This window comes from Cyclobacterium sp. SYSU L10401, assembly GCF_010993705.1.
Lineage (GTDB): Bacteria > Bacteroidota > Bacteroidia > Cytophagales > Cyclobacteriaceae > Cyclobacterium.
Genome location: NZ_WOFO01000006.1, coordinates 38,930 through 62,416, shown reverse-complemented (window position 1 = coordinate 62,416; position 23,487 = coordinate 38,930). Strand labels below are relative to the sequence as shown.

The window sequence follows — 23,487 nt, the reverse complement described above, 5'->3', positions numbered from 1 at the left end:
GAGATATGCGTGTATTAGTAGTAGATGATGAAAGATTGGCCAGGAAAGAACTCATTAACCTCTTGAATCAAAATCAGAATATTGAAGTTTTGGGAGAGGCCGCTAATGTAGATGAAGCGAAGGAAAAAATAGAGTCCTTGCAACCTGAGGTACTTTTTCTGGATATTCAGATGCCTGAAAAAACCGGATTTGATTTGCTGGAAGAACTGGATCACGTGCCGCTGGTAGTTTTCATCACCGCCTATGATGAATTTGCTTTACAGGCATTTCAAGTCAATGCCCTGGATTATCTGCTAAAGCCCATAGAACCTGAAAGGTTAACAGAGACACTCAAAAAGCTGGAAAAAAAGCTGGAGGACCTTAAAAAGGAAGAAGAGACGACTGATGATACTCCTAAATCCAAACTTTCATTGAATGATCAGGTCTTTGTTAAAGATGGTGACAAGTGCTGGTTTGTAAAACTGTCTAATGTGAGGCTTTTTGAATCGGACGGCAATTATATAAAAGTTTATTTTGAAAACAACAAACCGATGATTCACAAATCCCTCAATGCCCTGGATGAACGGTTGGACGAAAAGTCATTTTTCAGGGCCAGCAGGAAGCACATCATTAACCTTAGCTGGGTGGAGACCATAGAACCCTGGTTTAATGGAGGCCTGGTTGTTACTTTAAAAGGCGGTGAGAGAATAGAGGTCAGCAGAAGACAGGCCGCCAGATTCAAAGATTTGATGAGCCTTTAGGCCTAATATTTATAAAATCAAATAATAATTTGTGCAGTTTACCCATGATTCTTTGCATTAGTTTGTATATTAATTTGTAAATTCGTCAAAACAGCTTTTATTTAAATTTTTCCATCAAATAATCAAACCATGAAAGAAGAAAGGATACTGATTGTAGAAGACGACATCAATATTTCCGAAAACATTGAGGAAATTTTACAACTTTTAGGTTATGTAAATATCGATATTGCCAATTCTGCTAATCAGGCCATCAAGGTGGTCAAGAAATACCGGCCGGACATGGTGTTTATGGACATCAAATTAAAAGGTGATAAAGATGGCATTGAATTGGGAGAGATCATTCAACAGATGGTAGATGCCCCTATTGTCTACGTGACATCTTACAGTGACCCTGCCATTATCGAAAGGGCAAAAAGAACCCATCCTGCCGGTTTCATCGTAAAACCATTTAACAGCAACGATATCCATGCCATGGTGGAAATCGTACTTTACAACCAAAGAACCAGGCCGGCTTTGTCTGAGGGAGTAAGTACCAAGATTGTAGAAAGTCCTTATCTGGTCGTAGACGCAGTTTATATCAAAGCTGACAATAGTTTTGAGCGGGTGGATTATCGGGATATTTATTATGTGGAGGCCAATGGTAACATGGTGACCATATTTACCAAAAACAGAAATTTCACCATTCGTAAATCCATGAAGGACATGGAAGAGAAGCTGCCTGCCAATCTCTTTCTCAGGGTGCAAAAATCATACATCGTACAGCTGGGCCAGATAGAGAGTTTCAATACCAAGGAAATCAACCTGAAAACGGGGGATGTGGTACAGGTCGGAAGGCAATACTACAACAGCTTTTTGGCCAAACTCAATACCATTACAGAAAGTTAATATCCACCGGAATTACAAAAGATCATTCGCAAGATTGGCCAGCTCGGAACGCTCCCCTTTTTCCAGTTTGATATGGGCATAAAGGGGATGATTTCTTACCCGGTCGATGAGGTAGGACAGCCCATTACTTTGGCTGTCCAGATAAGGAGTGTCTATTTGAAATACGTCACCTGTAAAAATTATTTTTGTGTTCTCCCCTGCCCTGCTGATGATGGTTTTTACTTCATGCGGGGTAAGGTTCTGGGCTTCATCTACGATAAAGAAAATATTGGATAGCGAACGGCCACGTATATAGGCCAAAGGCTGTATGACCAATTTTTCCTGATTGACCATGTCAGTAATCCGCTGATATTCCTTGTCACTTTCTTTGTACTGATTTTGAATGAATTTAAGGTTATCCCATAATGGCTCCATATAGGGGTTAAGCTTGGATTTAATGTCACCTGGTAGGTATCCGATATCTTTATTGCTGAGCGGGACGATCGGTCGGGCAAGAAATATCTGTTTGAAATTGCTGCGTTGCTCTAAAGCTCCGGCCAGTGCCAAAAGGGTTTTTCCCGTTCCCGCTACCCCCTGTATGCTTACCAGCTTGATATTCGGATTCAAAATGGCGTGGAGAGCAAAAGCCTGCTCCGCATTTTTGGGGCTGATGTTATAGGCCCTGGATTTTGATATTTTGTGGAAACAGTTCTCTGCCGCCTGAAAGAAAGCCAGTATGGAAGCATTATGAGAGAGACCTTTCAGAATGAAAAAAGTATTGTTTGGAGGAATATTTTTTTTGCCTCGCCCAAAAATGGCCTTGGCGTCCAGTGTGTTTTGTTCATACAGGTCATTGATCGTTTCCGGTTGAACGTTTTCCAGGGTTTCCTTGCCTGTATTCTCTATTTCCGATATGTTTTTGATCTTGCCGGTTTCATAATCCTCCGCCAAAATGTCCAGTGATTTCGCTTTCAGGCGGAGATTGATATCCTTACTGACCAAAATCACTTTCCTGTTTTTTTCTGTTTGCTTTAAACTTAAAGCCGCATTCAGGATTTTGTGGTCATTTTTTTCTTCTCCAAATATCTCGTTTGCATTCAAAGCGTTATCGGGATTCATCATCACCTTGAAGGCCCCCTTGTTTTTCCCATTCAGTGGCGTCCAATGCTGGATCATTTGGTCTTTTGACAATTTGTCCAAAAGCCTGATAAATTCCCTGGCCTCAAAATTTTTAGTGTCACTACCCTTCTTAAATTGATCCAATTCTTCCAGGACGGTTATGGGGATGACCACATCATGCTCTGCAAAGTTCATGATGGAATGGTGATCGTACAGGATGACTGAGGTGTCAAGTACGAAAATTTTTCTGGAAGGACTAGCTGCTTTCTTCACCATAAAATCTGACTGAAGTTGAATGAGGCTTAATAATAATTATTTTAATCCAAATTGCTTAAAGAAATCATCTTAATTAATGGAATGAATTATAATCCTAAATTGATATAAAACGCTAACCTGTTAATCCGCTGTATTTTATCTTATAATGCTACCATTTGATTTTTTGGAAGTAAAGTCATACCGTAATGGAGTGGCTGATTCACTCATTCCAGATTTCCCAGGCAGCTTCAGCCTGCAAGTGAAGCATTTCTAATCCATTTTTCGTTTTTGCCCCACGGAGTGCAGCTTCACGCATGAAGGTAGTAGTGGTAGGATTATAGACCAGGTCATACACCCAATGACTTTGGTTGATGCGTTCCAGCGGTATTTCTGGCATGGCCTCAGTTTTGGGAAAAGTGCCCAGGGGACTGGTGTTGATGATCAATGGGAAATCATGCATCAGCTCCGGTTTTTTACCGAGTGTTTGGTAGGTAATGGTGGTGCTTGCGGGATCTGCCTTAGCTTGCCTGGAAACTTTTACAAACCTCATATTGAGATCTTTCAGGGCCTGGGCTACTGCTTTGGAGGCACCACCTGTTCCCAGGATCAGTGCTGCTGGCCTCTCCTTTCCCAGCCAGTTTATCAAAGAAGTTTTAAAGCCGAAATAATCCGTATTGAAACCGATCAGTTCTGTAGGAGTAATCTTGACGCAGTTTACCGCTCCGATGGCCTTACAAGCCGGATTCAACCTGTCCAGAAAGGGTATGACTTGTTCTTTGTAGGGGATGGTGACATTCAACCCTATAAGTGATGGCTCCTTTGCCAATATCGCAGGGAATGACTGTATATCCGGAATTTCATACAAATCATATTGGCAACTTGTTTTCCCTTCCCGTTCAAACTTTTCTGTGAAATATTTTTTGGAAAAGGAATGTGTTAATGGATACCCTATCAGACCGTATTTTTTCATTCTTTGTTAAAGCTTTGGGCCAGCCTTTCAATTCCTACTACCAGGACTACGCCGATTAGAAAAGCAAGTATGGCGATCAAAAAAGCAGGTTCTTCTCCGGTCTCAGTAAAGTAAACGTGAGGAAGGATGTTTTCAGTCAATAGGGGCTTTTGTATACCGCTGCTGGATATTCTGTAGGTAAGGACTTTTTTCCAGGGCCAGATTTTATTGATTGAGCCTATCATAAAACCTGACAGTAAAGAGAGGGTTAGCCCATGATAGTTTTTTAAAAACCAGGAAATTATCCGGCTGAAGAGCAACAGGCCAGTAATACATCCCAGGGCAAAGACGGCCAATACCAGGATATTCCTGTCATTTACTGCCATCAATATGAATTCGTACTTACCCAATATAAGTAGCAGAAAGCTACCTGAAATTCCTGGTAATATCATGGCGCAGATGGCGATGGCACCCGATAGGAAGGTAATCCAGATATTGTTGGGTAGCGCCATCAGAGGCAATTCAGTAACGAAATAGGCCAATACGGCTCCCAGGGGAAACATTAAAATGGCCATGAGGTTCCAGCGTTTGATGTCCCTGAGTATGATAATGGCGCTGATCAGAATCAATCCGCAGAAAAAGGACCAGAGTGGAATAGGAAAATGTTCAATGAGAAAGGTTATGCCTTTTGAAAAGGCAAATATGCTGGTAAAAATTCCCAGTACCAGGGGAAGTAGAAATCCGCCGTTGATTTTTTTCCAGAAATCAATAACTTTAAACTGTAGCAATAACTTCAGGGCATCAAGGTCAAAGGAATTGATGCTTTCCAATAATTCTTCATAAATTTTGGTTACCAGTGCAATAGAACCTCCTGAAACCCCCGGCACAATATCTGCACTACCCATGCCCATTCCCTTAAGGAATAAAATAATCCTCTCACCTATCCTTTTCATTACCTGGCCTATTGTTTACAGGATAAAAATCAGCTTTATTTATTTGTTCAGAAAGAAATCAAAAGTATCCCCCCGAAGCCCCAGCCTCAGGGTTTCAAGTGGTATGATTTCATTCGGGGCGATATTTCCGAGATTGACATTTGATCCCAGCAACTTGATAAACCAAACCTGTTGTTCCTTTTGTGGCGCTTCCCAAATGATTTTTTCTTCCGGTACCTGGGTAAGAATTTCTTCTACAAGTCCCTGTCTTACTTCGCCCGAATCCCTGAAAAGGCCGACAGTTCCGCCCTCCCTGGACTCTCCGATCACTTTCCAGGCACCAGCATTGAGTTCTTTCTGCATTTGATCTATCCATTTATAGGGAGGAATGATCTTAGCGGCATCTTTTGATCCCACCTCAGAAAGGACGGTAACTTCCTTGGCTAAAGTTTCGATGTACTTGCATTTTATATCATGATCAAGTGTAATGGATCCATCAGAAACCTCCGCAAAAGTAAGTTGATATTTATTCAATAGGTTAACGTAATCCTCAAATTGGTCTCTGATGACAAATGCTTCGAATAGCGTCCCGCCAAAGTAAACCGGAATTCCAGCAGATCGATAGATCTCTATTTTCTCTTTGAGCTTTTTGGTGACAAAAGAAGTAGCCCATCCCAATTTTACAATATCAATAAAATCTCCGCTGGCATCAATAAAATCTTCCACTTCACGCAGGCTCAAACCTTTATCCATGGCCATTGTAAATCCTGAATTTCTGGGTTTGACTGTCCGCGAAGGGATGCTTTTAAGCATGTAATTCATTCAACAAAATTTTGGTAAAATAGATAAACAAGGATTTTATCCTTTTAAATCCTCTTTATACTGATTAATTATTTTGTAAATTGCTTTCTGTTGTTCCAGTTCAGGCATCAGATCGAAAAGCAATACGTGTTTTTCAAAGTCCAAAGTTAATGCATTTTCCAAAATTGAAAAGGCTTCTTTGTATTTCCCTGTTTTAATCAGGTAAACCACCAGGCGATAATACAGCTCTGCTTCTTCAGGTAGCTCTTCCATACCTTCCTTGATCACGTCCTCCGCTTCTTCAAAACGATTCTGATCAAAATAGATCAAGGAGAGATTGATATAGGTTTCTATGATCCCCGGTTCCAGGTTGATGGCCTCTTCATAGGCTTCCGAACTGGCCTGAAGATTGCCCAACTGGTACTCTGCACCAGCCAGCCCTACCCAGTAGTTGGCGTTTTCGGAGGTCAATTTCAGGGCTTTTTTAAAATAGTGAATCGCTTCAAAATATTTTTTCTTCTTGATCATGCACATGCCCAGGCCAAACCAGGCATCATCATATTCCGGATCTAATTTGGCAGATTTTTTGAAATACTTGAATGCCATATCAATTTGGTCCAGCTTTTCATAGGAAGCTGCCAGGTAGCAGCAATTTTCAGCATTGCTTCCCTCACAATTGATGGTGTTTTGATAAGCCTCCAATGCCTTCTCGTATTGATGGGTATTCATCAGGGCATTACCCAGATTGAAATAGGCAGAGGCAAAGGCATCATCTATCAAAAGGGCATAGTCATAAGCTTCAATGGCTGCTTCAAATTTTCCCAGCCTGTTGTAAACCACTCCCAAATTGTACCAGGCATTGGCGTTATAGGGGTCCTGATCAATAAATTCCTGGTAAAATTTCAAAATTTCATCAAAAGAACCTTCTTCCTCTGTCATCATGGCCAGTTGAAACAAGGCATCTTCATGATTGATTTTGCATTTCACCGCTTCTTTAAAGCAGGCAATGGCCTCTTTGTCCTTTTTCTCTATGCGGTAAAAGTTACCCAGGAGATAATATACTTCCGCCTTGTCCTCAGCCAATGGCAGAAACCCATTGAGTAGTTGAATGGCCTCTGCACTTTGGTCCAGAAGAGAAAGGGCATTGGCCATGGTCAAAATAATTTCCTCATTGTTTGGGGAAAGATTATTCAGGTTTTCAAGTATATCCAAACTTTCTTCTATCTCATCCATGAACAGGAGCGATTGGGCCATCAATAATTTGATTTCCATAGAAAACGGAAACTTCTGAAGTGCCCATTCACAGGTCTTGAAAGCCTTCTTATAAAGTAAATGGTCATGGTAATACCTGACAATATCTTCCAATTCCTCCTCCCCAAAAAAAATATCAAGGTTTGATTTAAGGGAATTTTCAAACCTTTGTACCAATTCCTTTTCCTGATCCGAATGATTGTCAAAATCTCCTGTCATAGGTTTGATATAAATTTTACGCTTAAGATACCAATTATTTTCAATGCCGGTATTATTCTCCGGTTTAATTTACAATCCATTGATAAAAATTTTTGTTCAGGTTTTGTCCATCGCCCATTGTAAGGTGTCCTTTAATGGGGTAAAGGGAAAACCAGTAATATTCTTTATTTTTGAATTGTCATAAACGACCTTGGATTGAGCAGCTCGTATGGTCTGTCTACTGATAGGGATCTTGTTCTTGCTGAACTTATTCTGCAAGCTGGCCCAACTTAGCACTAAACCCGAAAGCCAGCCGTTAAGTGGTTTTTCAGGTGCTTTTTTTCCGAATATGGCAGCCATTTCAGAGAAAAAAATCTCATAAGAAAGGCTTTCCTTGTTGATGATATAACGCTCATTCCATTCCCCTTTATCTATCAGATGGATCATTACGTCTACTGCATCCCTGATGTCGATATAATTCACATTTCCTTTCGGATAATACTTGTTTTCATCCAATACGTAGCGGTAGATCTGACTGCTGCTTCTTGCATCAGAAATCTTCCCCAACAGGACGGATGGATTAAATACCATTACCTGCAATCCTTCCTGTGCGCCTCTCCATACCTCGAGTTCAGCCAGGTGTTTGGATATGGCATAGGGTGTATTCAATTCAGAATTGACCCATTTTTTTTCTTCATTGATCGGCAATTCATTGCCCTCTCTCCCTAGTGCAGCCACAGAGCTGATGAAGACCAATTTGGGTTTTTTCAGAGAAATCAAGGCATTTACCAGGCAGGCTGTAGCATAGGTATTTGTTTGCAACAAAGCTTCTTTTTTAGAATCGTCAAAAGAAACCAAACCAGCAGCATGAATCACTATATCCTGATCCCTGCAGGCCTCCGCCAAGAATTCCACATCGGTGATTTCCCCTTCCTTCCAATGAATGTCTTCCGCCAATCCACCCAGTAAGCGCTTAGAACTACCCGGCCTTTTTATTCCCGATAGTTGCGCTTCACTGGCCAACTTTTTGGCCAGGTAGCTTCCCAAAAGTCCGGTAATGCCGGTGATCATTATTTTTTTCACAGGTACAATAGGCTAATGGGTTGAATTATAGGATTATAGGTTTTTGTTCCAAAGGTCCAATTCCTTTAGTTTCTCATAATATTTTTCCCTGGGCAATCTTTCCAGTGCATCCAGGTATTTTTCATTGTGACAATCTGTCCCGACCAGCTTAACCAGGCCCATATCGATGATTTTTTCAGCAAATTTCTTCACGCCTTTGGAGTAGTATCCGGTAAGGGAAAGCAAATTTAATTGAAAAGGGATGTTCCGATCTGCCAGGGCTTCCAACGTATGGCTTTCCTGGTGCAAATAAATATACCTTTCAGGGTGTGCAAACACCGGTTGGTACCCCGACATTTCCAGTTGGAAAAAGGTCTCCAGAAGAATGTGAGGCTTACTCATGAATCCGGTTTCCAAAAGCAGCATTTTATTACTGCCGAAGGTAAGTAGCTGCTCGTTTTTTTCCACCTTTTCAAAAAAGATCTCGTCCAGGTAATATTCCGCTGCAGCTTCCAGTTCAATGTTTATTCCCGCAGCCTCCGTGGCTTTTTTAAGTTCCATTAACCCGCTTGAAATGGTTTCGGGGGTATTTCTGAAAAATTCACTCATGATATGTGGAGTGGTGATCAGCTTTTTTAGCCCGTAGGAAGCCAGCCTCTCAATCAGGACCAGCGATTCTTCGGTTGTTTGTGCGCCATCATCAATACCAGGAATCAGGTGACTGTGCATGTCAGCATGCATCCACTCCAGGTCCAGCTTTTGGCTATCGTCAGATTTTTGTAATTTATTGAATATATTGAATAGAGACATTAAAGTCCTCCTCTGCTTGTATTTTCAAATTTTGTCAGATCAGGCCAATCCTGGTCCTTTTCGGATAGGAGCGGATCATCCACCCCCCAATCAATGTTTAACTGTTTATCATTCCAAATGATTCCACCTTCACTTTCTTTATGGTAGAGGCTGGAGCATTTGTATGTGAAAACGGCATCTTCCCAAACCGCAAAGCCATGCGCAAAACCCGTAGGAACATAGAGCATGTTTTGCAGGGATTCATCCAAAACCACTGCATGGTACTTTCCGAAGGTAGGGGAACCCTTGCGAAGGTCTACACATACATCCAGGACTTTTCCGGATATGACGCGCACCAATTTGGCCTGGGCATGCTGGCCTGTTTGAAAATGCAGGCCCCTCACGATTCCAGCGGTGGAATAAGACTGGTTGTCCTGCACCCATCTGGTGTTCATGCCATGCGATTCAAACAAGTCTTCCCGGTAACTTTCCAAAAAATATCCCCTTGCATCTTTAAAAATTTTTGGGTAGATTTCATAAACGTCTTTGATAGGCGTGCTCCTGATTTCCATGTTTGCTGTCTTTGGTGTCTGAAAACGCTGCAATTTGGCAAATAAGAACTGAAAATATACCAATTTTAAACGAATTTTAACAAGTTCTGTAGCCAGTAGGATAGGGAAGACCTGCCAAAGGAATAATTACTGCACTTTGGGTCTGATTATTCATTTTGATAATGAATCTATTTTTGGCCCTTTACGTTAATAATCTTCCGGAAAAGGAGTTGAAGTTAGATTAATCCCATTGAATGAGTAAATACAGCAGAAAACTGGCAAAATTAACAGACACGGAGCCCAAGCAGGAAACAGCTGTTTTGGTGGCACTGATTCACCAGCATGAGTCAGATGTGGTGGTGCAGGAGCACCTGGATGAACTGGCTTTCCTGACAGAGACACTCGGAGCAAAGGCCATCCATCGCTTTACACAGAAAATGGAAAAGCCGGATGCCCGTACTTTCGTAGGCTCAGGAAAACTGGAAGAGATAAAATCTTATATAGAATATTTTGGGGTGGATATGGCGATCTTTGACGAAGATTTGAGTCCGTCTCAGGTTAAAATATTGGAAAATGAGCTTAAAATAAAGGTGTACGACAGGTCCATGCTGATCCTTGATATCTTTTTGAGCCGGGCAAAAACCGCCCAGGCCAAAACCCAGGTAGAGTTGGCCCGGTACCAGTACCTGTTGCCCAGACTTACCCGGATGTGGACGCACCTGGAAAGGCAAAGGGGCGGGACGGCAACCCGTGGTGGTGCCGGTGAGAAGGAAATCGAAACAGATAAAAGGGATATCCGGCAAAAAATTGACTTGCTCAAGGAGAAGCTGAAAAAAATAGAAAAACAGGGAAATACACAGCGGAAAGGAAGAAAAGGCATAGTCAGGGTAGCCCTGGTAGGATATACCAATGTCGGCAAAAGTACCCTCATGAACCTCTTGACAAAAGCAGATATACTTGCTGAGAATAAACTATTTGCTACCGTAGACGCTACCGTCAGGAAAGTTGTTCTGGAAAACATTCCCTTCCTGATTTCCGATACGGTAGGTTTTATCCGCAAACTGCCCACCCACCTGATCGAATCATTTAAATCCACCCTTGCCGAGATTAAAGAAGCAGATCTATTGGTTCATGTAGTGGATTTATCCCACCCCGGTTACCAGGATCAGATCTCAGTAGTGAATCAGACCTTAAATGAAATGGGGGCTGGAGATAAACCAGTGATCATGGTATTTAATAAAATTGACATTGCACCTAAAATGCCCTCGGAGGCCGAAAGGATGCTGATGTCTGAACATGAGGTAGAAAGTGCCAACTTTATTGATTTTGAAAAGCTGGAGCTAAGTTATACCAAGAAATCTGAGATCAAACCAGTGTTTATGGCAGCTGGCAACGGCACTAATATTGCTGGATTCAGGAAAGTAATTACCTCTGAGGTGAAAAAGATTCATCAAAAAATTTATCCCCATTATCTGGAAGATGAGGTTTTCGATCTATCCGGCTTTGGGATGGAAGAATGATCATTTCATCCTTATGCGCCACTCTTTAGGGTAGTAATTGTTTGATCGGTTACCCAGGTTTTTGATCCAACCGAGATTCAAACCCTTGTATTTGACCAACACCCATCCCCTTTCTTTAATAGAGAGGGTGATGGGTTCTTTTTTTAAGTACTGAATCGCCTCTTCCCGGGACAATGCTACCGAGGGATAGTCGGAAATGGGATAAATGCCCATGGCCCAGGCATGAGCCGGGAAAAATTGCTCTTTTGTCCAATCTCCCAGTTCAACACCAAAGTACTGTACATTCAATTGTGTGGCTACTTTTTCGAACACAGGGCTCCATTTTTCTGGTAAAGCAAAAACATGTTTGTCATATTGGTAAAGTTTTACTTCAAGAGGGAAGTTCAGCTCAGGGAATTTTGATCGTTTAGAATTTTTAATGGAAAACCTTTTGAGGTGGGGATGATTGAAATCCCTGCCCTCCCGCAAAGGTTTGTGCGGTTCTCCGGAAGCCGGTTTTCGCAAGATGGCCATGAAAAGGCCTTCCCCCTTTACTTTGTGCGGATAAAAGCGATAGCAGGGAATGGTTTGTGAAGAAACGGTTATTTCGCTTTGTGTGATATGCCAACTGTTTTTGATCGGTACGATTACTTTTTCGTATCCAAAGTTTTCTACCAGGTAGCGAACATTTTCTTCATTCTCCTGCCAATTATAGGTGCAGGTGGAATATATCAGGTATCCCCCCGGTTTGGGCAGGCCGGCTGCCTGCTGAAGGATTCTCAGCTGCCTCCCTTTACAGACATGCACATTTTCCTGGGACCATTCCGCTATGGCCTGAGGATCCTTTCTGAATAGGCCTTCACCGGAACAGGGAGCGTCTACCAGTACAAAATCAAATGAATTCTCCAGGTTTGAGAAATGGGAGGGATCATTTTGGCTTACGATGGCATTGCCCAGGCCCCATTTGATCAGGTTTTCTCTCAAAACCTGATTTCTACTTTTGATGACTTCATTGGCCACCAATAGACCCTCTTCACCCAAAAAGCTGCTGATCAGGGTAGATTTTCCACCGGGGGCAGCACATAGGTCCAATGCCAGAGGAGAATGAGGTAAATCCAACTGATGTAATGCCTGCCATAGGAAGTTGGACGAGGCTTCCTGAACATAGTAAGCGCCTAAATGGAACAAGGGATCAATGGTAAAAATGGGTCGTTCTTCAAGGTAATATGCTTGCGGGCACCAGGGAAGGGGACTGCCCTCAAAAGGGCTTGTCTGGCATTTTTTTGGATTAAGCCGCAGACTTACTGGCGTTTTTTGTTCCAGCGCTTGTAAAAATTGCTCCAGCTCCCGTTGGCCAAGCTGCTGTTTCATTTGATCCAGAAATGTTTCTGGCAGGCGGTTTTTGATCTGGGACTCTGTAGAATGTTCCATTTGCGGTTGGAAAATTAAGGATTACCTTGGATTAAAAAAAAGGAGGGAAGGATTTCTGGGCCACATTATCGGCATTCTCCGGTTTAAAAATTCAAATAAAGGAAGCAGGAAGAATACCTGCCCGGGGTTTCAGGGGCCTGCTGGCAAAGTGCGGGGTTCAACCTAATTTTTTAACAAATGTTGGTTTTTCGACCCGGCTTATCCGTAAATTTACCGGGAATACAACAGGTCTTGTAACCAATTGGACTTTACTAAAACGAATCTTCCCTTTGTGATGTGAAAAAAAAGGCAAAAAAAGTATTTCATTGGATCGCCTATATCCTGATTGGGCTTTTCCTGCTTTCTATATTCACGGTAATCCTTTATCGCAGCATCCCTGTTTTTTTTACCCCATTAATGGCGGTCCGCACATTTGAGCAAGCCTTTGATGAAAGCAGGGATTTCCGTTTGAAAAAGGATTGGGTAACTATCAATGAGGTATCGCCACACTTATATCTGGCAGTGATTGCCGCTGAAGACCAGAAATTCTTGGAGCATCATGGTTTTGACTGGGAGGCCATACAAAAGGCATTTGAAGGAAATCGTACTGGTAAAAGCCTGAAAGGGGGAAGTACCATCAGCAATCAAACGGCAAAAAATGTCTTTTTATGGCCCCAAAGAAATTGGATTAGGAAAGGTCTGGAAGCATATTTTACTTTTCTGATAGAATTTTTCTGGTCTAAGGAAAGGATCATGGAAGTTTACCTGAATGTGATAGAAATGGGAGATGGTATCTACGGAGCTGAGGCCGCAGCACAGCTGTATTTTGGTAAGTCAGCTGCGGACCTGAGCAAAAGGGAAGCCGCCCTGATAGCAGCCGTTTTACCTAATCCTTTGAGGTGGCGGCCAGACCAACCCACAAATTATATAAGAGGGAGGCAAAACTGGATCTTGAGAAACATGAATAATCTGGGTGAGTTGGAGCTCAGCAAATAAATTTACTTTCTGATGAGATTCCGGAGTCGGGTAGTGAACCTGGGACGGTCTTCCATGACGTTCAGGTCATCTTCAGAAATCCTTTTGACACTCTCAATGGTGTAAAAAGCCTTTTCGTTGCTCTCCTTCAGCTTACCGATAAATCCCGGCAAATATTCTCTTTTGATCACGGTAAACATTAAAATTACTTTGCCATACCTGCCTTCCGCCCCTACAGATGTAAAACGGTATTCCTTATCTTTCATGTACTCTACCAACTCTGGTAAAGGTTCCGGAGTGATAATCCTTACCAGGACCCTGCCCAAAGCAAGTCTCTCCTCAATCACCATCCCTACATAGGTTCCCATGGCATATCCCCCTGCGTAGGCAACGTAGGACATGGGGTTATTGATATTCTGAAAAATCTGGCCGATGGCCAGGAGCCAGATCAGTGCCTCAAAGAATCCCAGTACCGGAGCAACGGTCTTTTTACCATTCAGTACGAACATGATTCTCAGGGTATTGATGGAAACATCCACTACCCTGGCCAGAAAAATAAACAAGGGCATGAGCAGATAATCAAAAATGGGCTGCGTAATGCCAAAAGACGCAAAGAATTCCTGCATAAAATGAAATAGTTTTATCCGATACAAAATTAAGTAAACCTTGTGATTTACGGCAATTTTATGAAAATTCTTGTATCAGATTATATGGTTCGGTTTTTACCGGCAAAATAACCAAAATACATGAAAACAAACGATGCCCCCAGCATCAGGTAAATGAGCAGGTTCCAATCCTGCCATAGGTCAAAGGCAATTCCAAAAAGCATGGGACCAAGCGCAGCCAGAAAATAACCAGCGGATTGTGCCATTCCCGAAAGTCCTGAAGTATACAGGTCATTTTTTGTTCGCAGGGCAATCAGGGTGTAGGCCAGGCTCAGGCTGGCACCCATGCCCAATCCCACCATTCCTATTCCCAGTACATTCAACCAGATTTCATGGGAGAAAAGGCTACTGAAGCCCAGTATATATATCAGTCCAATGGCCAGGGCCATTCCTGATTGCTGGCTGAACCTGGTAGCGATGACCGGAGAGAAGAGGGTGCCTATAAGACCTACCACTTGCATCAGTGATGCCAGCAACCCTGCCTGTGTGGCACTCAGGCCCCGTGCTATCATCATGTCTGGTAACCAGGTGATCAGGGTAAAGAAAAGCAGGGATTGCACGCCCATAAACAGACTTACCTGCCAGCCGAGTAGTGAGCGCCAAACGGATTTTCCAGCTTCTTGTTTTTGATTGTCAGGTTTGGGGGATAGGGTTAATTGTGGCCACCAGACCAACAGTGCCAGAAAAAGGAATAGGGTCCAAAACAATAAGGATCCTCTCCAACCAAAATTTGTGGCCAGGGGGACGCTGACGGCTGTAGCAATGGCGGCCATCAGGGTCATACCTGCGCTGAACATGCCCATTACCTTTCCGGTTTTGGAGGGCATCCTGGATTTTATCAATGGGATGATCAGTACATTGCAGATAACAATCCCAATACCGGTCAGGGCTGTTCCCAGGTAAAGCGTAACAGGTCCTGCAGATACCCGCATTATTGATCCGGAGCCTAAAATCAACAATCCCAGAAAAACTGCTTTTGCTTTGCCCAGACGCCTGCCGATGGCAGCGGAAAACAAGGAAAAAGTGGCGAATGTAAGTAAAGGAAGGGTAGTGAGAAAACCTGCGAGTCCGTTGGAGAGGTTCATGTCTTCCCGGATGAAGGGAATCAGAGGCCCCACAGCAGAAATGGAGGGGCGTAGGTTAAAAGACACCAGCAAAATGCCTACAATGAGCCAGCTATTGCTGGATTTGTCCTTCAATTGAATCATAAAAGCTGAACTGCAAATGGAAAAAAGACCCCTATCCTGAAGCTTTTTCCTCGGTAGTCAGGGGATTGGCCTCATATTGGCTGCGAATTTCGTCAATTTCCTGCTTTTCTCCTATGATTGACAATTCATCTTTTGCTTTCAATACTGAATTTCCATGGGGAAAGATTATTTTTCCTCCTCTTTTGATAACCGTGATCAGGGATTTCTCCGGTAATCGCAATTCCTGAATCATCTTACCGATAAGTATGCCAGAGGGCTTACCTTCTTCCAGCAGGATGTTAATGAAGCGTTCATCTCTGAGCAAAATCTGTCGCAGCTCGTTTTCATCTTTAGCCGCCAGCCATCTCTCAGGGAAGTTTTCATTGTCCAGAATTTCTGCCAGGTGGGCCAGCATTCGCAAGTGCTGACCGGAATGTTTTTTGGAACTGATCAGAAAAATCACGGCATGCAATTTCTTGTGCCAATTTCTTTTCTTTGCCCTGAATAATTCAAAATACCCGAACTTAACCGGAATCCCATCTTTGAAGCGGGCAATGGCGACCTCTGAATCAATGTCTTCTTCAAATCTGACATGCTTTAAAGCGGTGGTTTTTCCGATAGCAATCAATCCCTCTTCTTTTTCATCCTGTAAGGCCTTTATCAGGGCTTTTCTTTTCAAACCCGTCTTCCTGGTAAAATGATCAGATACCCTGTCCAACAATTGCTCATAGTTGTATTCATCCGCTCCGGCATCCAGGATCAGGGCCCTGCTGATCACCCTTTCGTAGGGATCCTCCGCTCTCAGTCCCCTCTCCTTCATCATGTTCCAGAGTTCCATTTCCAAACCATCATACCTTCTCTGCCCCAGTTTGCTATAAACGTGAAACATGGCCCCTTCCCTTTTAACCTTATCCTTGGCATAACTAAAATACCAGAAGATACTTACCCCGATGATTAAAAAAGTGAAAAACAGCGATAGGAAACCCATTTCTATAATTAGAAATAAGGAGAATAACAGGCCGGTGATCTGTACCCAGGGATAATACGGCGACCTGAATCCAGGGTCGTATCCTTTCAATTCACTTTCCCGCATGACGATCACACAGATGTTTAATAATCCAAACAGCATGAGCTGAAAGGTACTAGCGATTTTGGCTACCGACTCGACGTTAAAAACCAGTAGTAAAAAGACCATCAAGCCCGTAGTGGCAACTGTGGCATAAAATGGAGTTTGGAATTTGCCCAGTTTTCCAAAATAGGCAGGAATCAATTTGTCCCTTGCCATGCCCAGCGGGTACCTGGCCGCAGACATGATTCCTGCATTGGCAGTGGAGGCAAAGGCCGCTATGGCCGCAATGACCACCAGAATCAGCCCCATTTTCCCGGGAAGCCAATTCATGAATACCTCTCCTGCTGTGGCCACAGGAGTCAAATCAGAAAAGAAAACGTCTTTATCCAATAAAGAAACCATGATAAACACACCGATCACATAAATGATAGTGGCTGTTGCCAGTGAGTACATCATGGCAAGGGGAATATTTCTATCCGGGTCTGTTACTTCTTCAGCGACACTGGCAACCTTGGTCAGGCCTGCATAGGAAACAAAGACCAGGCCAATGGAACCAAAAAAACCGGTCGTTCCATTCAGGAAAAATACATCATATTCCTCCCTCAAATGGGTAAAAAAGTCATATTGAAATACACTTGCCAATCCCTGAATGGCATAAAAAGTTAAGATCAATACCAGGGTAGCCACCAAAACCTTTTGGAGCCATCCTGCTTCTTTAGAACCGATGATATTGGTAAACCCGAAAGTGAGGGTTAATCCTATGGCTACCGGTGTGATGGGCACATCAATGAATATGGCAATGTATGCTCCCATACCGATGAGTGCAAAGGCACTTTTGAAGATCAGTGCAAACCAGGATCCTATGCCCCCAATGGTTCCGAATAAGGGACCCAGACTCCGGTCTATAAAATAGTACGCCCCTCCTGCCCTTGGCATTGCCGTGGCCAATTCTGCTACACTCAGCATGGTGGGGTACATCATGAAACCGGCTACCAGATAGGCCAGCACCACAGATGGGCCAGTCATGGCTGCTGCGAGCCCGGGCAATAAGAAAAATCCCGAACTGAACATGGCTCCCGTGCTGATGGCATACACATCAAAAAGCCGTAAGGTTTTTTTTAATCGCTTTTCAGACATTAAACCTGGTTATTTAGAGATAATTGAATGAACTGTGAATCGATTATGGTTATGGTATTGAATAAAAATAAATAAAAAAAGTCATATTTTCATTTCAAACCCACTTTTTTTTAAACCTGAGTATACCCCGCTTTGTTTTCATTTGTTGCTTTAGAAAAGGAAGAGCCAATGGTACTAGTGCATTTTTCAAACCGTAAAAAGCATTTTTATGCATAAAAATTTGTATTTCAAATAAATTATTATGTAATTTGAACCATGGTATTTTATTAGACAGCAATAGACAGCATATGAGGGCGGTGGTAATTTTTACTTTGATTTTTCTTTTGGTAAGCAATTCCTGGTTGAGTGCCAGGCAGATGGCCTGCAGCGTAAATCCAATGGCTGCTCAGCGAAAGGCAGTAGATCTGGGCCAAAAAGGTATCCTGGAGGGTTTTACAGCGGAAAAGGGGCAGTTTACCCTGATTCATTACGACCAACTGGGAGACAAACTTTGGGAGCTTCATCTCCCGGCTGGATCTGCCAATACAAGGTTTGATTTGATTGCCTCACCGAATGGGCAAAATGTTTTTGTGTTAGGCTTTAGCCCTTCCTTCAAAGGCCCGGGCACAGCACGCATTCAACAGGTCCAAAATGGAAAACTAATCCGAAGCCTGGCTTTTGAGGACCAGCAAAAACTGATGGGGGAATCTCTGCATGCGGTGTTTGCAGATGAATCCTTCCTGTATTTTTTGACGGCGGATCAAAACCCGGATAAATTCAGGTTGGGCAAGTCGCCCAAAATGAACTTTTTGCTTAATCGCTTCCGGATAAGAGACCTTTTCTTTGACCAGGTGGAGGTTGAATTGCCTGAAATTGCCGAAACTAAGTGGAATCCACAATGGACCTTTGCCGGGCAGGTGGGTCAGGAAAAATACATGGTACTGAAAGATGCGGACCTGGTCTCCAATAGCCTTTATTGCAAGGTGGCGAGCTTTGATCCGGATGGTCAGTTGATCCGGAATTTTGAGTTGGATTATACACCTGAAGCGCAAGCCATACGCCCCTCTTTTCATGTAGACGAAAATGACCGAAACTTTCTCCTGGCAACCGACTATAATTACCCTGGCTATGCTTCCTTTGGCCCGGCTCCATCAGGAAATGCCTATAGGATAGGTGCCTATTTTGGTTTTACCCTTGATGAACAGACGGGCGCTTTTTATCTCAGCGGGCTTTCCGGAGAGGATTCTTTTGGAAAGAACCCTTTTCATTTCAAAGCACAAAAATACAACGGTTTTTACCTGAGCAAATTCAATGCAGAGGGAGAGTTGCTCTGGGAATCCGGACATGTAGCGGATGGGAAAATTATCTCCGAAAGTGATTTCAGGAAAAGACACCGCCCTGTGCAGAAACAATCCGCCATTGAACTGCAGAAAGCCAGTAAGGAAGTCAATTATGTTATCCGGGTAGGAGGTAACCATTTCAGCTTTTTGATGGATGATAAAGAAGGCGAATTAATGGCGATCAACGGGATGATGCTTAGCGGTCAGGGGAAAGTGTTGACTCAGAGGGCTGAATCACTTCCCGCTGATGAGCAAGGCCTTTTCCGGACAGTGGCAAGCCCTGCAAAACCAGGGAGAGAACAAGCACAGGCGCCCAACAGCTCCATTCTTGCTTTCTGAAGTTGATTTTTGGAAGTCAGCTCCCGGCTGATAATTAAGGTGTAGGTTCAGGATAGGATTTCCCTGATTACTTTTCCATGCACATCGGTTAATCTGAAATTTCTGCCTTGAAATTCATAAGTCAGTTGTTCATGGTCGAATCCAAGCCTTTCCAGAATGGTGGCCTGCAAGTCGTGTACGTGGGTGCGCCCCTCTATTCCATAATAGCCGATTTCATCCGTCACCCCATGCACCTTTCCTTTCTGGACACCAGCGCCGGCCATCCACATGGTAAAAGCTTCCAGGTGATGGTCTCTTCCGTCAAAGCCTTCGCCGGTTCTCGCTTCCATCATGGGTGTACGGCCAAATTCACCTCCCCAGACTACCAGTGTTTCTTCCAGAAGGCCTCTTTGCTTCAGGTCTTTGAGTAAGGCAGCGATGGGCTGGTCTATGGCCTTGCAGGATCGGCGCATCCCCTCTCCTACACCGTTTCCGGCCCCCACCCCATGGGTGTCCCAGCGGTTGTCAAACAGCTGGATGAACCGTACCCCTTTTTCTACCAATCTTCTGGCCAACAGACAATTGTTGGCAAAGGAAGCTTTGCCCGGTGAGGTGCCATACATCTGATGGATATATTCCGGCTCGTCATTGATATTCATGGTTTCCGGAACGGAGCTCTGCATGCGAAAGGCCAATTCATATTGGGATATCCGGGTGAGTATTTCTGGATCCATGGATTGCTCATATTCCATTTGATTGATCCGGTTGATGGCTTCAATCGATTTTTTCCGCAGGGGGGCATCTATTGATTTCGGGTTGGACAAAAAGAGTACCGGGTCTCCTTCTGAGCGGCATTGCACGCCCTGGTAAACGGTCGGTAAAAACCCACTTCCCCAGGCACTTTTACCGGCACTGATGGCCCCTCCCCCTGAAGTCAACACCACATAGCCCGGCAGGTCTTTGTTTTCAGATCCCAGGCCATAAACTGACCAGGCACCAATGCTCGGTTTGCCTAACCTGGGGCTGCCGGTATGCATGAATAGCTGGGCAGGGGCATGGTTAAATTCATTGGTATGCATGGCCTTCAGCAAACTTACCTCATCCACCATCTGCGCAAATTCCGGCATGTAATCGGAGACATAAGCCCCTGACTGTCCATGTCTGGCAAAACGAGCCTGGGGTCCCAGTAGTTTTGGAGTTCCTTTTAAAAAGGCAAATTCCTTCCCTTCCATAAGGGATTTGGGCGTAGCTTTGCCATGCAGCTCTTGTAGGGTAGGCTTAAAGTCAAAAAGTTCCAGGTGGGAGGGCCCACCGGCCATGTGGAGGAAGATCACACTTTTGGCTTTTGGCGCAAAATGCGGCCCTTTTCCTGCCAGTCCTGGTGACACCTTAGCCCCAGTAGGCTGTTCTCCACATCCCATCAGCGAGCTCAGAGCCAAAGCCCCCAAACCAGAGGTACATTTTTTTAAAAAATGCCTCCTGCTGTTGTATTGTGCCTTGCGGATAAAAGCTTCTTCCCAAATGTTCATCTTATCTCCTGGTTATAAATTCATCTAAATTCAACATGGCATTACTCACCAAGCGCATGGCAGCGAGTTGAGGATTGGAATCCAAATCTTTCCCCTCCTTTTTGTAATAGGCCAGAGATTCCTCGTAAAGCTGGTGTAAAACATCCACTTTTTCCTGTTCAGGAGGTTTGGCAGTGACCAGTTGCAGGTTTTTCTGAATCCCTCCCTTGATATCCTTTCCTGATTCCTCCAATATCCTCTGTGCCCAGGCACTGGCTGCTTCTACATATACCGGGTCATTCAGCAAAACCAAAGATTGCAGGGGAGTGTTTGTTCTCACCCTTCTGGAAGTACAAACTTCCCTGGAAGGGCTGTCGAAGGTCACCATGGAGGGATAGGGGTGGGTTCTTTTCCAGTAGGTATAAACTGCTCTCCGGTACTTGTCCGGTCCTTCGCTTTCAAACCAAAACCGGCCCCCAAAGCTGATGATATTTTCCGGCTGGTAGGGCATGACACTGGGGCCATAAAGCTTCTTGTTTAACAGACCGCTAAGCGCCAATGCCTGATCCCTGATGGTTTCCGCAGGTAGCCGTGTACGGGATCCCCGGGAAAGGTATTTGTTATAGGGGTCTTTGTTTAGTTTTTCATCGCTGGAGAGGGAACTTTGACGGTAACTTGACGACATCACGATCATTTTGATGAGGGACTTCATGGACCAGTTCAGGTCCTCTCTGAAGGTCACTGCCAGGTAATCCAGAAGTTCGGGATGGGTAGGTGGTATTCCCTGGCTGCCAAAGTCTTCCATACTTTCTACAATGCCAAAGCCAAATAACTGTTCCCAGATCCGGTTTACCATTACCCGGGCTGTCAGGGGGTTTTCCTCACTGACCAGCCATCTGGCCAAATCCATCCTGTCCGGGTCTGGTTCGCTGATACTGCCCATGATTTCTGGTATACCTGCCTCGACCTCCTTACCAGTGGATCTCCAGTCTCCACGCTCAAAAATGCGGGTTTGCCTGGATTTATTTGCCGGCAGATCGCGTAAAATTGGTGTTTGGATTGGATTTACAGTCAATAATTCATCCAGTTTTTGCTGCACGGCTACTGGATACCGGTCTTTTGCGGCTGACTTTTCATGGTAATAGAGCCAGTCTACCCTTACCAGATCCTGAGCAAAAATCCTGTCTTTTTTAAAATAGTAAAAAACATCACGCTTCCCGTTTACCGGTTTGATGGGTATATGTAAAGTTTTCCATTGCTCCGGACGGTTGCCGGGAAAGCCTTTACCAGTTACTTCAAAAACGCCTGCGCCTATTTTTTCACCCAGCATGGAGTCCAGTCTGATTTCTACCCTGGCTCCAGTAAGAGAAGCATACTTCAGGGAAATGGCTTCCACCTCTGCCAGGTCTACCTGCTCAAACATGATCCAGGAACTGTCCTGCACCTGCCAAATAGAGGCCTGATCATGAGCCACCAGTTCAATGAAGCGGCTCTTGTCCTGAAACTCTTCTGCTTCTACCCTGCGGTGACCCAGCCGATAAAGCAGCTCTTCTTTCTGTTGGTGTAGAAATTCATCAGAGACAGCATTTAACTTATTTTCAGGCTGCAGCCGATCATTTACCCAGCTCAGGAGTTTTTTGACTTTTTCCTTTTCGGCGGGTTCATAAGTAAATACCTTGGGTTGTTCGTTGTACAGATCCTTGTCGCGGGTATTGTTGAAAAAAGCCATGGATTTATAAAAATCCTCGTGTCGGATGGGGTCGTATGGATGGCTGTGACATTGTACACAGGCCATGGTGGTGCCCTGCCATACTTCAAAGGTGGTGCCTACCCTTTCCATAACAGCGGCAACCCTGAATTCCTCATCGTTGGTTCCTCCTTCATCATTGGCCATGGTGTTTCTGTGAAATGCAGTAGCCAGCAGGTCTTTTTCACCGGCATTGGGCAACAAGTCCCCGGCGATTTGGGCAATGGAAAAGGCATCATACGGCATGTCATCGTTGAAAGCCTCAATCAGCCAATCCCGGTATTTCCAGATTTCCCGGTGCAGGTCTTTTTCATATCCTTTGGAGTCAGCATACCGGGCCAGGTCCATCCAAAAGGCTGCCCATTTTTCACCGAAATGGGGGGAGTCGAGTAATTGGTCCACCACCTTTTCATATGCATCGGGAGAGTCGTCCTCCTTAAATGAAGCATAATCCTCCAGGCTCGGAGGAATGCCCGTGATATCCAGTGCCAATCTCCTCAGGAGGATTTCTCTGGAAGCTTCCGGATTGGGCCGGAGCTCCATTTCTTTCAGTTTACTGAAAATAAAATGGTCAATCTTGTTATTGGCGTCAACTTCTTCAGGAAGGCTGGGAGGGACAATGTCGCCATCTGGAGGGATATAGGCCCAATGTTTCTCCCAGATGGCGCCCTGGTTGATCCATTTTTTTATCAGCTCAATCTCCTGATCGGATAAGGGCTCCTTGCCCAGTGGCATGCGCATCTCCGGATCATGGTGGCTGAGCCGCTTTACCATTTCAGAGGCTCCTGCATCTCCCGGAACAATGGCAGGTTTGCCGGATTCGGTAGCCATTTTTGCTTCAGATTCAAACAGCAGCGAAAAACCTCCGGATTGCTTTACCCCGCCATGGCAGGATATACATTTATTATTGACTATGGGGCGTATGTCACGGTTGTAACTTACCAGGTCATCCTTGGGCCATGACCAATAAATAGCCAACGCTAAAATGGGTAATACAAATAACAGATTACGGCTCTTCATCTAATTTGTTTCTGCACAGATTTTAAAAGTAGTAATTTATACCATCATTTTCAAAGCCCAATCCTGTACTGTACTGTAGTCCAGGTGTAAAACAGTTTGCTATTCTATGTTACTTTATTTAT

General features: G+C 44.1%; 19 protein-coding genes. 5 read left to right on the top strand and 14 right to left on the bottom strand.

Going from position 1 to position 23,487, the window contains the following annotated elements; translation table 11 throughout:
- Positions 1–5: 5 nt before the first annotated feature.
- Both GL182_RS14845 and GL182_RS14840 read left to right on the top strand, forming a co-directional pair.
- Positions 6–740 carry a LytR/AlgR family response regulator transcription factor gene (locus tag GL182_RS14845; protein ID WP_163380560.1) on the top strand — a complete coding sequence of 245 codons (735 nt, stop codon included), beginning with the start codon at positions 6–8 and terminating at the stop codon, positions 738–740.
- Positions 741–869: 129 nt separating this feature from the next.
- Positions 870–1,625 carry a LytR/AlgR family response regulator transcription factor gene (locus tag GL182_RS14840; protein ID WP_163380559.1) on the top strand — a complete coding sequence of 252 codons (756 nt, stop codon included), beginning with the start codon at positions 870–872 and terminating at the stop codon, positions 1,623–1,625.
- Between the two features lie 12 nt (positions 1,626–1,637).
- On the opposite strand, the gene GL182_RS14835 is transcribed toward GL182_RS14840, so the two are convergent.
- From GL182_RS14835 to rfbC, 8 genes are all read right to left on the bottom strand, one after another.
- Complete coding sequence (locus GL182_RS14835; RefSeq protein ID WP_163380557.1) at positions 1,638–2,999, bottom strand: PhoH family protein; 1,362 nt, start codon at positions 2,997–2,999, stop codon at positions 1,638–1,640.
- Positions 3,000–3,198: 199 nt separating this feature from the next.
- Complete coding sequence (locus GL182_RS14830; protein WP_163380555.1) at positions 3,199–3,948, bottom strand: shikimate dehydrogenase family protein; 750 nt, start codon at positions 3,946–3,948, stop codon at positions 3,199–3,201.
- Positions 3,945–4,880, bottom strand: coding sequence for a DUF368 domain-containing protein (locus tag GL182_RS14825; RefSeq protein WP_163380553.1), 936 nt, complete (start codon positions 4,878–4,880; stop codon positions 3,945–3,947). Before GL182_RS14825 ends, GL182_RS14830 begins: the two co-directional genes overlap by 4 nt.
- Positions 4,881–4,919: 39 nt before the next feature.
- On the bottom strand, positions 4,920–5,681 hold the full coding sequence (locus GL182_RS14820; RefSeq protein WP_163380551.1) for a phosphosulfolactate synthase: 762 nt from the start codon (positions 5,679–5,681) through the stop codon (positions 4,920–4,922).
- A 36-nt stretch (positions 5,682–5,717) separates the two neighbouring features.
- Positions 5,718–7,130: a tetratricopeptide repeat protein gene (locus GL182_RS14815; protein ID WP_163380549.1), complete on the bottom strand. Its 1,413-nt coding sequence runs from the start codon at positions 7,128–7,130 to the stop codon at positions 5,718–5,720.
- 96 nt (positions 7,131–7,226) lie between these two features.
- The gene (locus tag GL182_RS14810) at positions 7,227–8,192 is read right to left on the bottom strand and encodes an NAD-dependent epimerase/dehydratase family protein (protein WP_163380547.1); all 966 of its coding nucleotides are present in this window, start codon (positions 8,190–8,192) and stop codon (positions 7,227–7,229) included.
- Positions 8,193–8,225: 33 nt separating this feature from the next.
- Positions 8,226–8,981: a tyrosine-protein phosphatase gene (locus tag GL182_RS14805; RefSeq protein WP_163380545.1), complete on the bottom strand. Its 756-nt coding sequence runs from the start codon at positions 8,979–8,981 to the stop codon at positions 8,226–8,228.
- Entirely contained in the window at positions 8,981–9,532 is a 552-nt protein-coding gene (gene rfbC / locus GL182_RS14800; RefSeq protein ID WP_163380543.1) for a dTDP-4-dehydrorhamnose 3,5-epimerase, read from the bottom strand. Before rfbC ends, GL182_RS14805 begins: the two co-directional genes overlap by 1 nt.
- A gap of 233 nt (positions 9,533–9,765) precedes the next feature.
- On the opposite strand from rfbC, the gene hflX reads away from it, so the two are divergent.
- Positions 9,766–11,031 (top strand): GTPase HflX, encoded by a 1,266-nt coding sequence (hflX, locus tag GL182_RS14795; protein ID WP_163380541.1) that lies wholly within the window; start codon positions 9,766–9,768, stop codon positions 11,029–11,031.
- On the opposite strand, the gene GL182_RS14790 is transcribed toward hflX, so the two are convergent.
- A complete protein-coding gene (locus tag GL182_RS14790; protein WP_163380539.1) occupies positions 11,032–12,441 on the bottom strand; it encodes a methyltransferase RsmF C-terminal domain-like protein in 1,410 nt (469 codons plus the stop codon).
- Between the two features lie 276 nt (positions 12,442–12,717).
- Between GL182_RS14790 and mtgA the strand changes: the two genes are divergently transcribed.
- Positions 12,718–13,416 (top strand): monofunctional biosynthetic peptidoglycan transglycosylase, encoded by a 699-nt coding sequence (gene mtgA, locus GL182_RS14785; protein WP_163380537.1) that lies wholly within the window; start codon positions 12,718–12,720, stop codon positions 13,414–13,416.
- A gap of 2 nt (positions 13,417–13,418) precedes the next feature.
- Here the strand turns inward: mtgA and GL182_RS14780 are convergent, their stop codons facing one another.
- The 3 genes from GL182_RS14780 to GL182_RS14770 all read right to left on the bottom strand — a co-directional run bounded on the left by GL182_RS14780 (position 13,419) and on the right by GL182_RS14770 (position 17,453).
- A complete protein-coding gene (locus GL182_RS14780; protein ID WP_163380535.1) occupies positions 13,419–14,021 on the bottom strand; it encodes a DUF2179 domain-containing protein in 603 nt (200 codons plus the stop codon).
- An 80-nt stretch (positions 14,022–14,101) separates the two neighbouring features.
- Positions 14,102–15,268, bottom strand: a complete 1,167-nt coding sequence (locus GL182_RS14775; RefSeq protein ID WP_163380533.1) for a CynX/NimT family MFS transporter — start codon at positions 15,266–15,268, stop codon at positions 14,102–14,104.
- Positions 15,269–15,299: 31 nt separating this feature from the next.
- Complete coding sequence (locus GL182_RS14770) at positions 15,300–17,453, bottom strand: amino acid permease (RefSeq protein WP_163380531.1); 2,154 nt, start codon at positions 17,451–17,453, stop codon at positions 15,300–15,302.
- A gap of 287 nt (positions 17,454–17,740) precedes the next feature.
- Between GL182_RS14770 and GL182_RS14765 the strand changes: the two genes are divergently transcribed.
- On the top strand, positions 17,741–19,111 hold the full coding sequence (locus tag GL182_RS14765; protein ID WP_163380529.1) for a hypothetical protein: 1,371 nt from the start codon (positions 17,741–17,743) through the stop codon (positions 19,109–19,111).
- A gap of 47 nt (positions 19,112–19,158) precedes the next feature.
- On the opposite strand, the gene GL182_RS14760 is transcribed toward GL182_RS14765, so the two are convergent.
- On the bottom strand, positions 19,159–20,619 hold the full coding sequence (locus GL182_RS14760) for a DUF1501 domain-containing protein (RefSeq protein ID WP_163380527.1): 1,461 nt from the start codon (positions 20,617–20,619) through the stop codon (positions 19,159–19,161).
- 1 nt (position 20,620) lies between these two features.
- On the bottom strand, positions 20,621–23,365 hold the full coding sequence (locus GL182_RS14755) for a DUF1553 domain-containing protein (RefSeq protein WP_163380525.1): 2,745 nt from the start codon (positions 23,363–23,365) through the stop codon (positions 20,621–20,623).
- Between the last annotated feature and the right edge of the window lie 122 nt (positions 23,366–23,487).

Excerpts from the sequence above, each read along its gene's own strand:
- GL182_RS14845 (WP_163380560.1), top strand. The coding sequence starts at position 6 with ATGCGTGTATTAGTAGTAGATGATGAAAGATTGGCCAGGAAAGAACTC.
- GL182_RS14840 (WP_163380559.1), top strand. The coding sequence starts at position 870 with ATGAAAGAAGAAAGGATACTGATTGTAGAAGACGACATCAATATTTCC.
- GL182_RS14835 (WP_163380557.1), bottom strand. The coding sequence starts at position 2,999 with ATGGTGAAGAAAGCAGCTAGTCCTTCCAGAAAAATTTTCGTACTTGAC.
- GL182_RS14830 (WP_163380555.1), bottom strand. The coding sequence starts at position 3,948 with ATGAAAAAATACGGTCTGATAGGGTATCCATTAACACATTCCTTTTCC.
- GL182_RS14825 (WP_163380553.1), bottom strand. The coding sequence starts at position 4,880 with ATGAAAAGGATAGGTGAGAGGATTATTTTATTCCTTAAGGGAATGGGC.
- GL182_RS14820 (WP_163380551.1), bottom strand. The coding sequence starts at position 5,681 with ATGAATTACATGCTTAAAAGCATCCCTTCGCGGACAGTCAAACCCAGA.
- GL182_RS14815 (WP_163380549.1), bottom strand. The coding sequence starts at position 7,130 with ATGACAGGAGATTTTGACAATCATTCGGATCAGGAAAAGGAATTGGTA.
- GL182_RS14805 (WP_163380545.1), bottom strand. The coding sequence starts at position 8,981 with ATGTCTCTATTCAATATATTCAATAAATTACAAAAATCTGACGATAGC.
- rfbC (WP_163380543.1), bottom strand. The coding sequence starts at position 9,532 with ATGGAAATCAGGAGCACGCCTATCAAAGACGTTTATGAAATCTACCCA.
- hflX (WP_163380541.1), top strand. The coding sequence starts at position 9,766 with ATGAGTAAATACAGCAGAAAACTGGCAAAATTAACAGACACGGAGCCC.
- GL182_RS14790 (WP_163380539.1), bottom strand. The coding sequence starts at position 12,441 with ATGGAACATTCTACAGAGTCCCAGATCAAAAACCGCCTGCCAGAAACA.
- GL182_RS14780 (WP_163380535.1), bottom strand. The coding sequence starts at position 14,021 with ATGCAGGAATTCTTTGCGTCTTTTGGCATTACGCAGCCCATTTTTGAT.
- GL182_RS14775 (WP_163380533.1), bottom strand. The coding sequence starts at position 15,268 with ATGATTCAATTGAAGGACAAATCCAGCAATAGCTGGCTCATTGTAGGC.
- GL182_RS14770 (WP_163380531.1), bottom strand. The coding sequence starts at position 17,453 with ATGTCTGAAAAGCGATTAAAAAAAACCTTACGGCTTTTTGATGTGTAT.
- GL182_RS14765 (WP_163380529.1), top strand. The coding sequence starts at position 17,741 with ATGAGGGCGGTGGTAATTTTTACTTTGATTTTTCTTTTGGTAAGCAAT.
- GL182_RS14760 (WP_163380527.1), bottom strand. The coding sequence starts at position 20,619 with ATGAACATTTGGGAAGAAGCTTTTATCCGCAAGGCACAATACAACAGC.
- GL182_RS14755 (WP_163380525.1), bottom strand. The coding sequence starts at position 23,365 with ATGAAGAGCCGTAATCTGTTATTTGTATTACCCATTTTAGCGTTGGCT.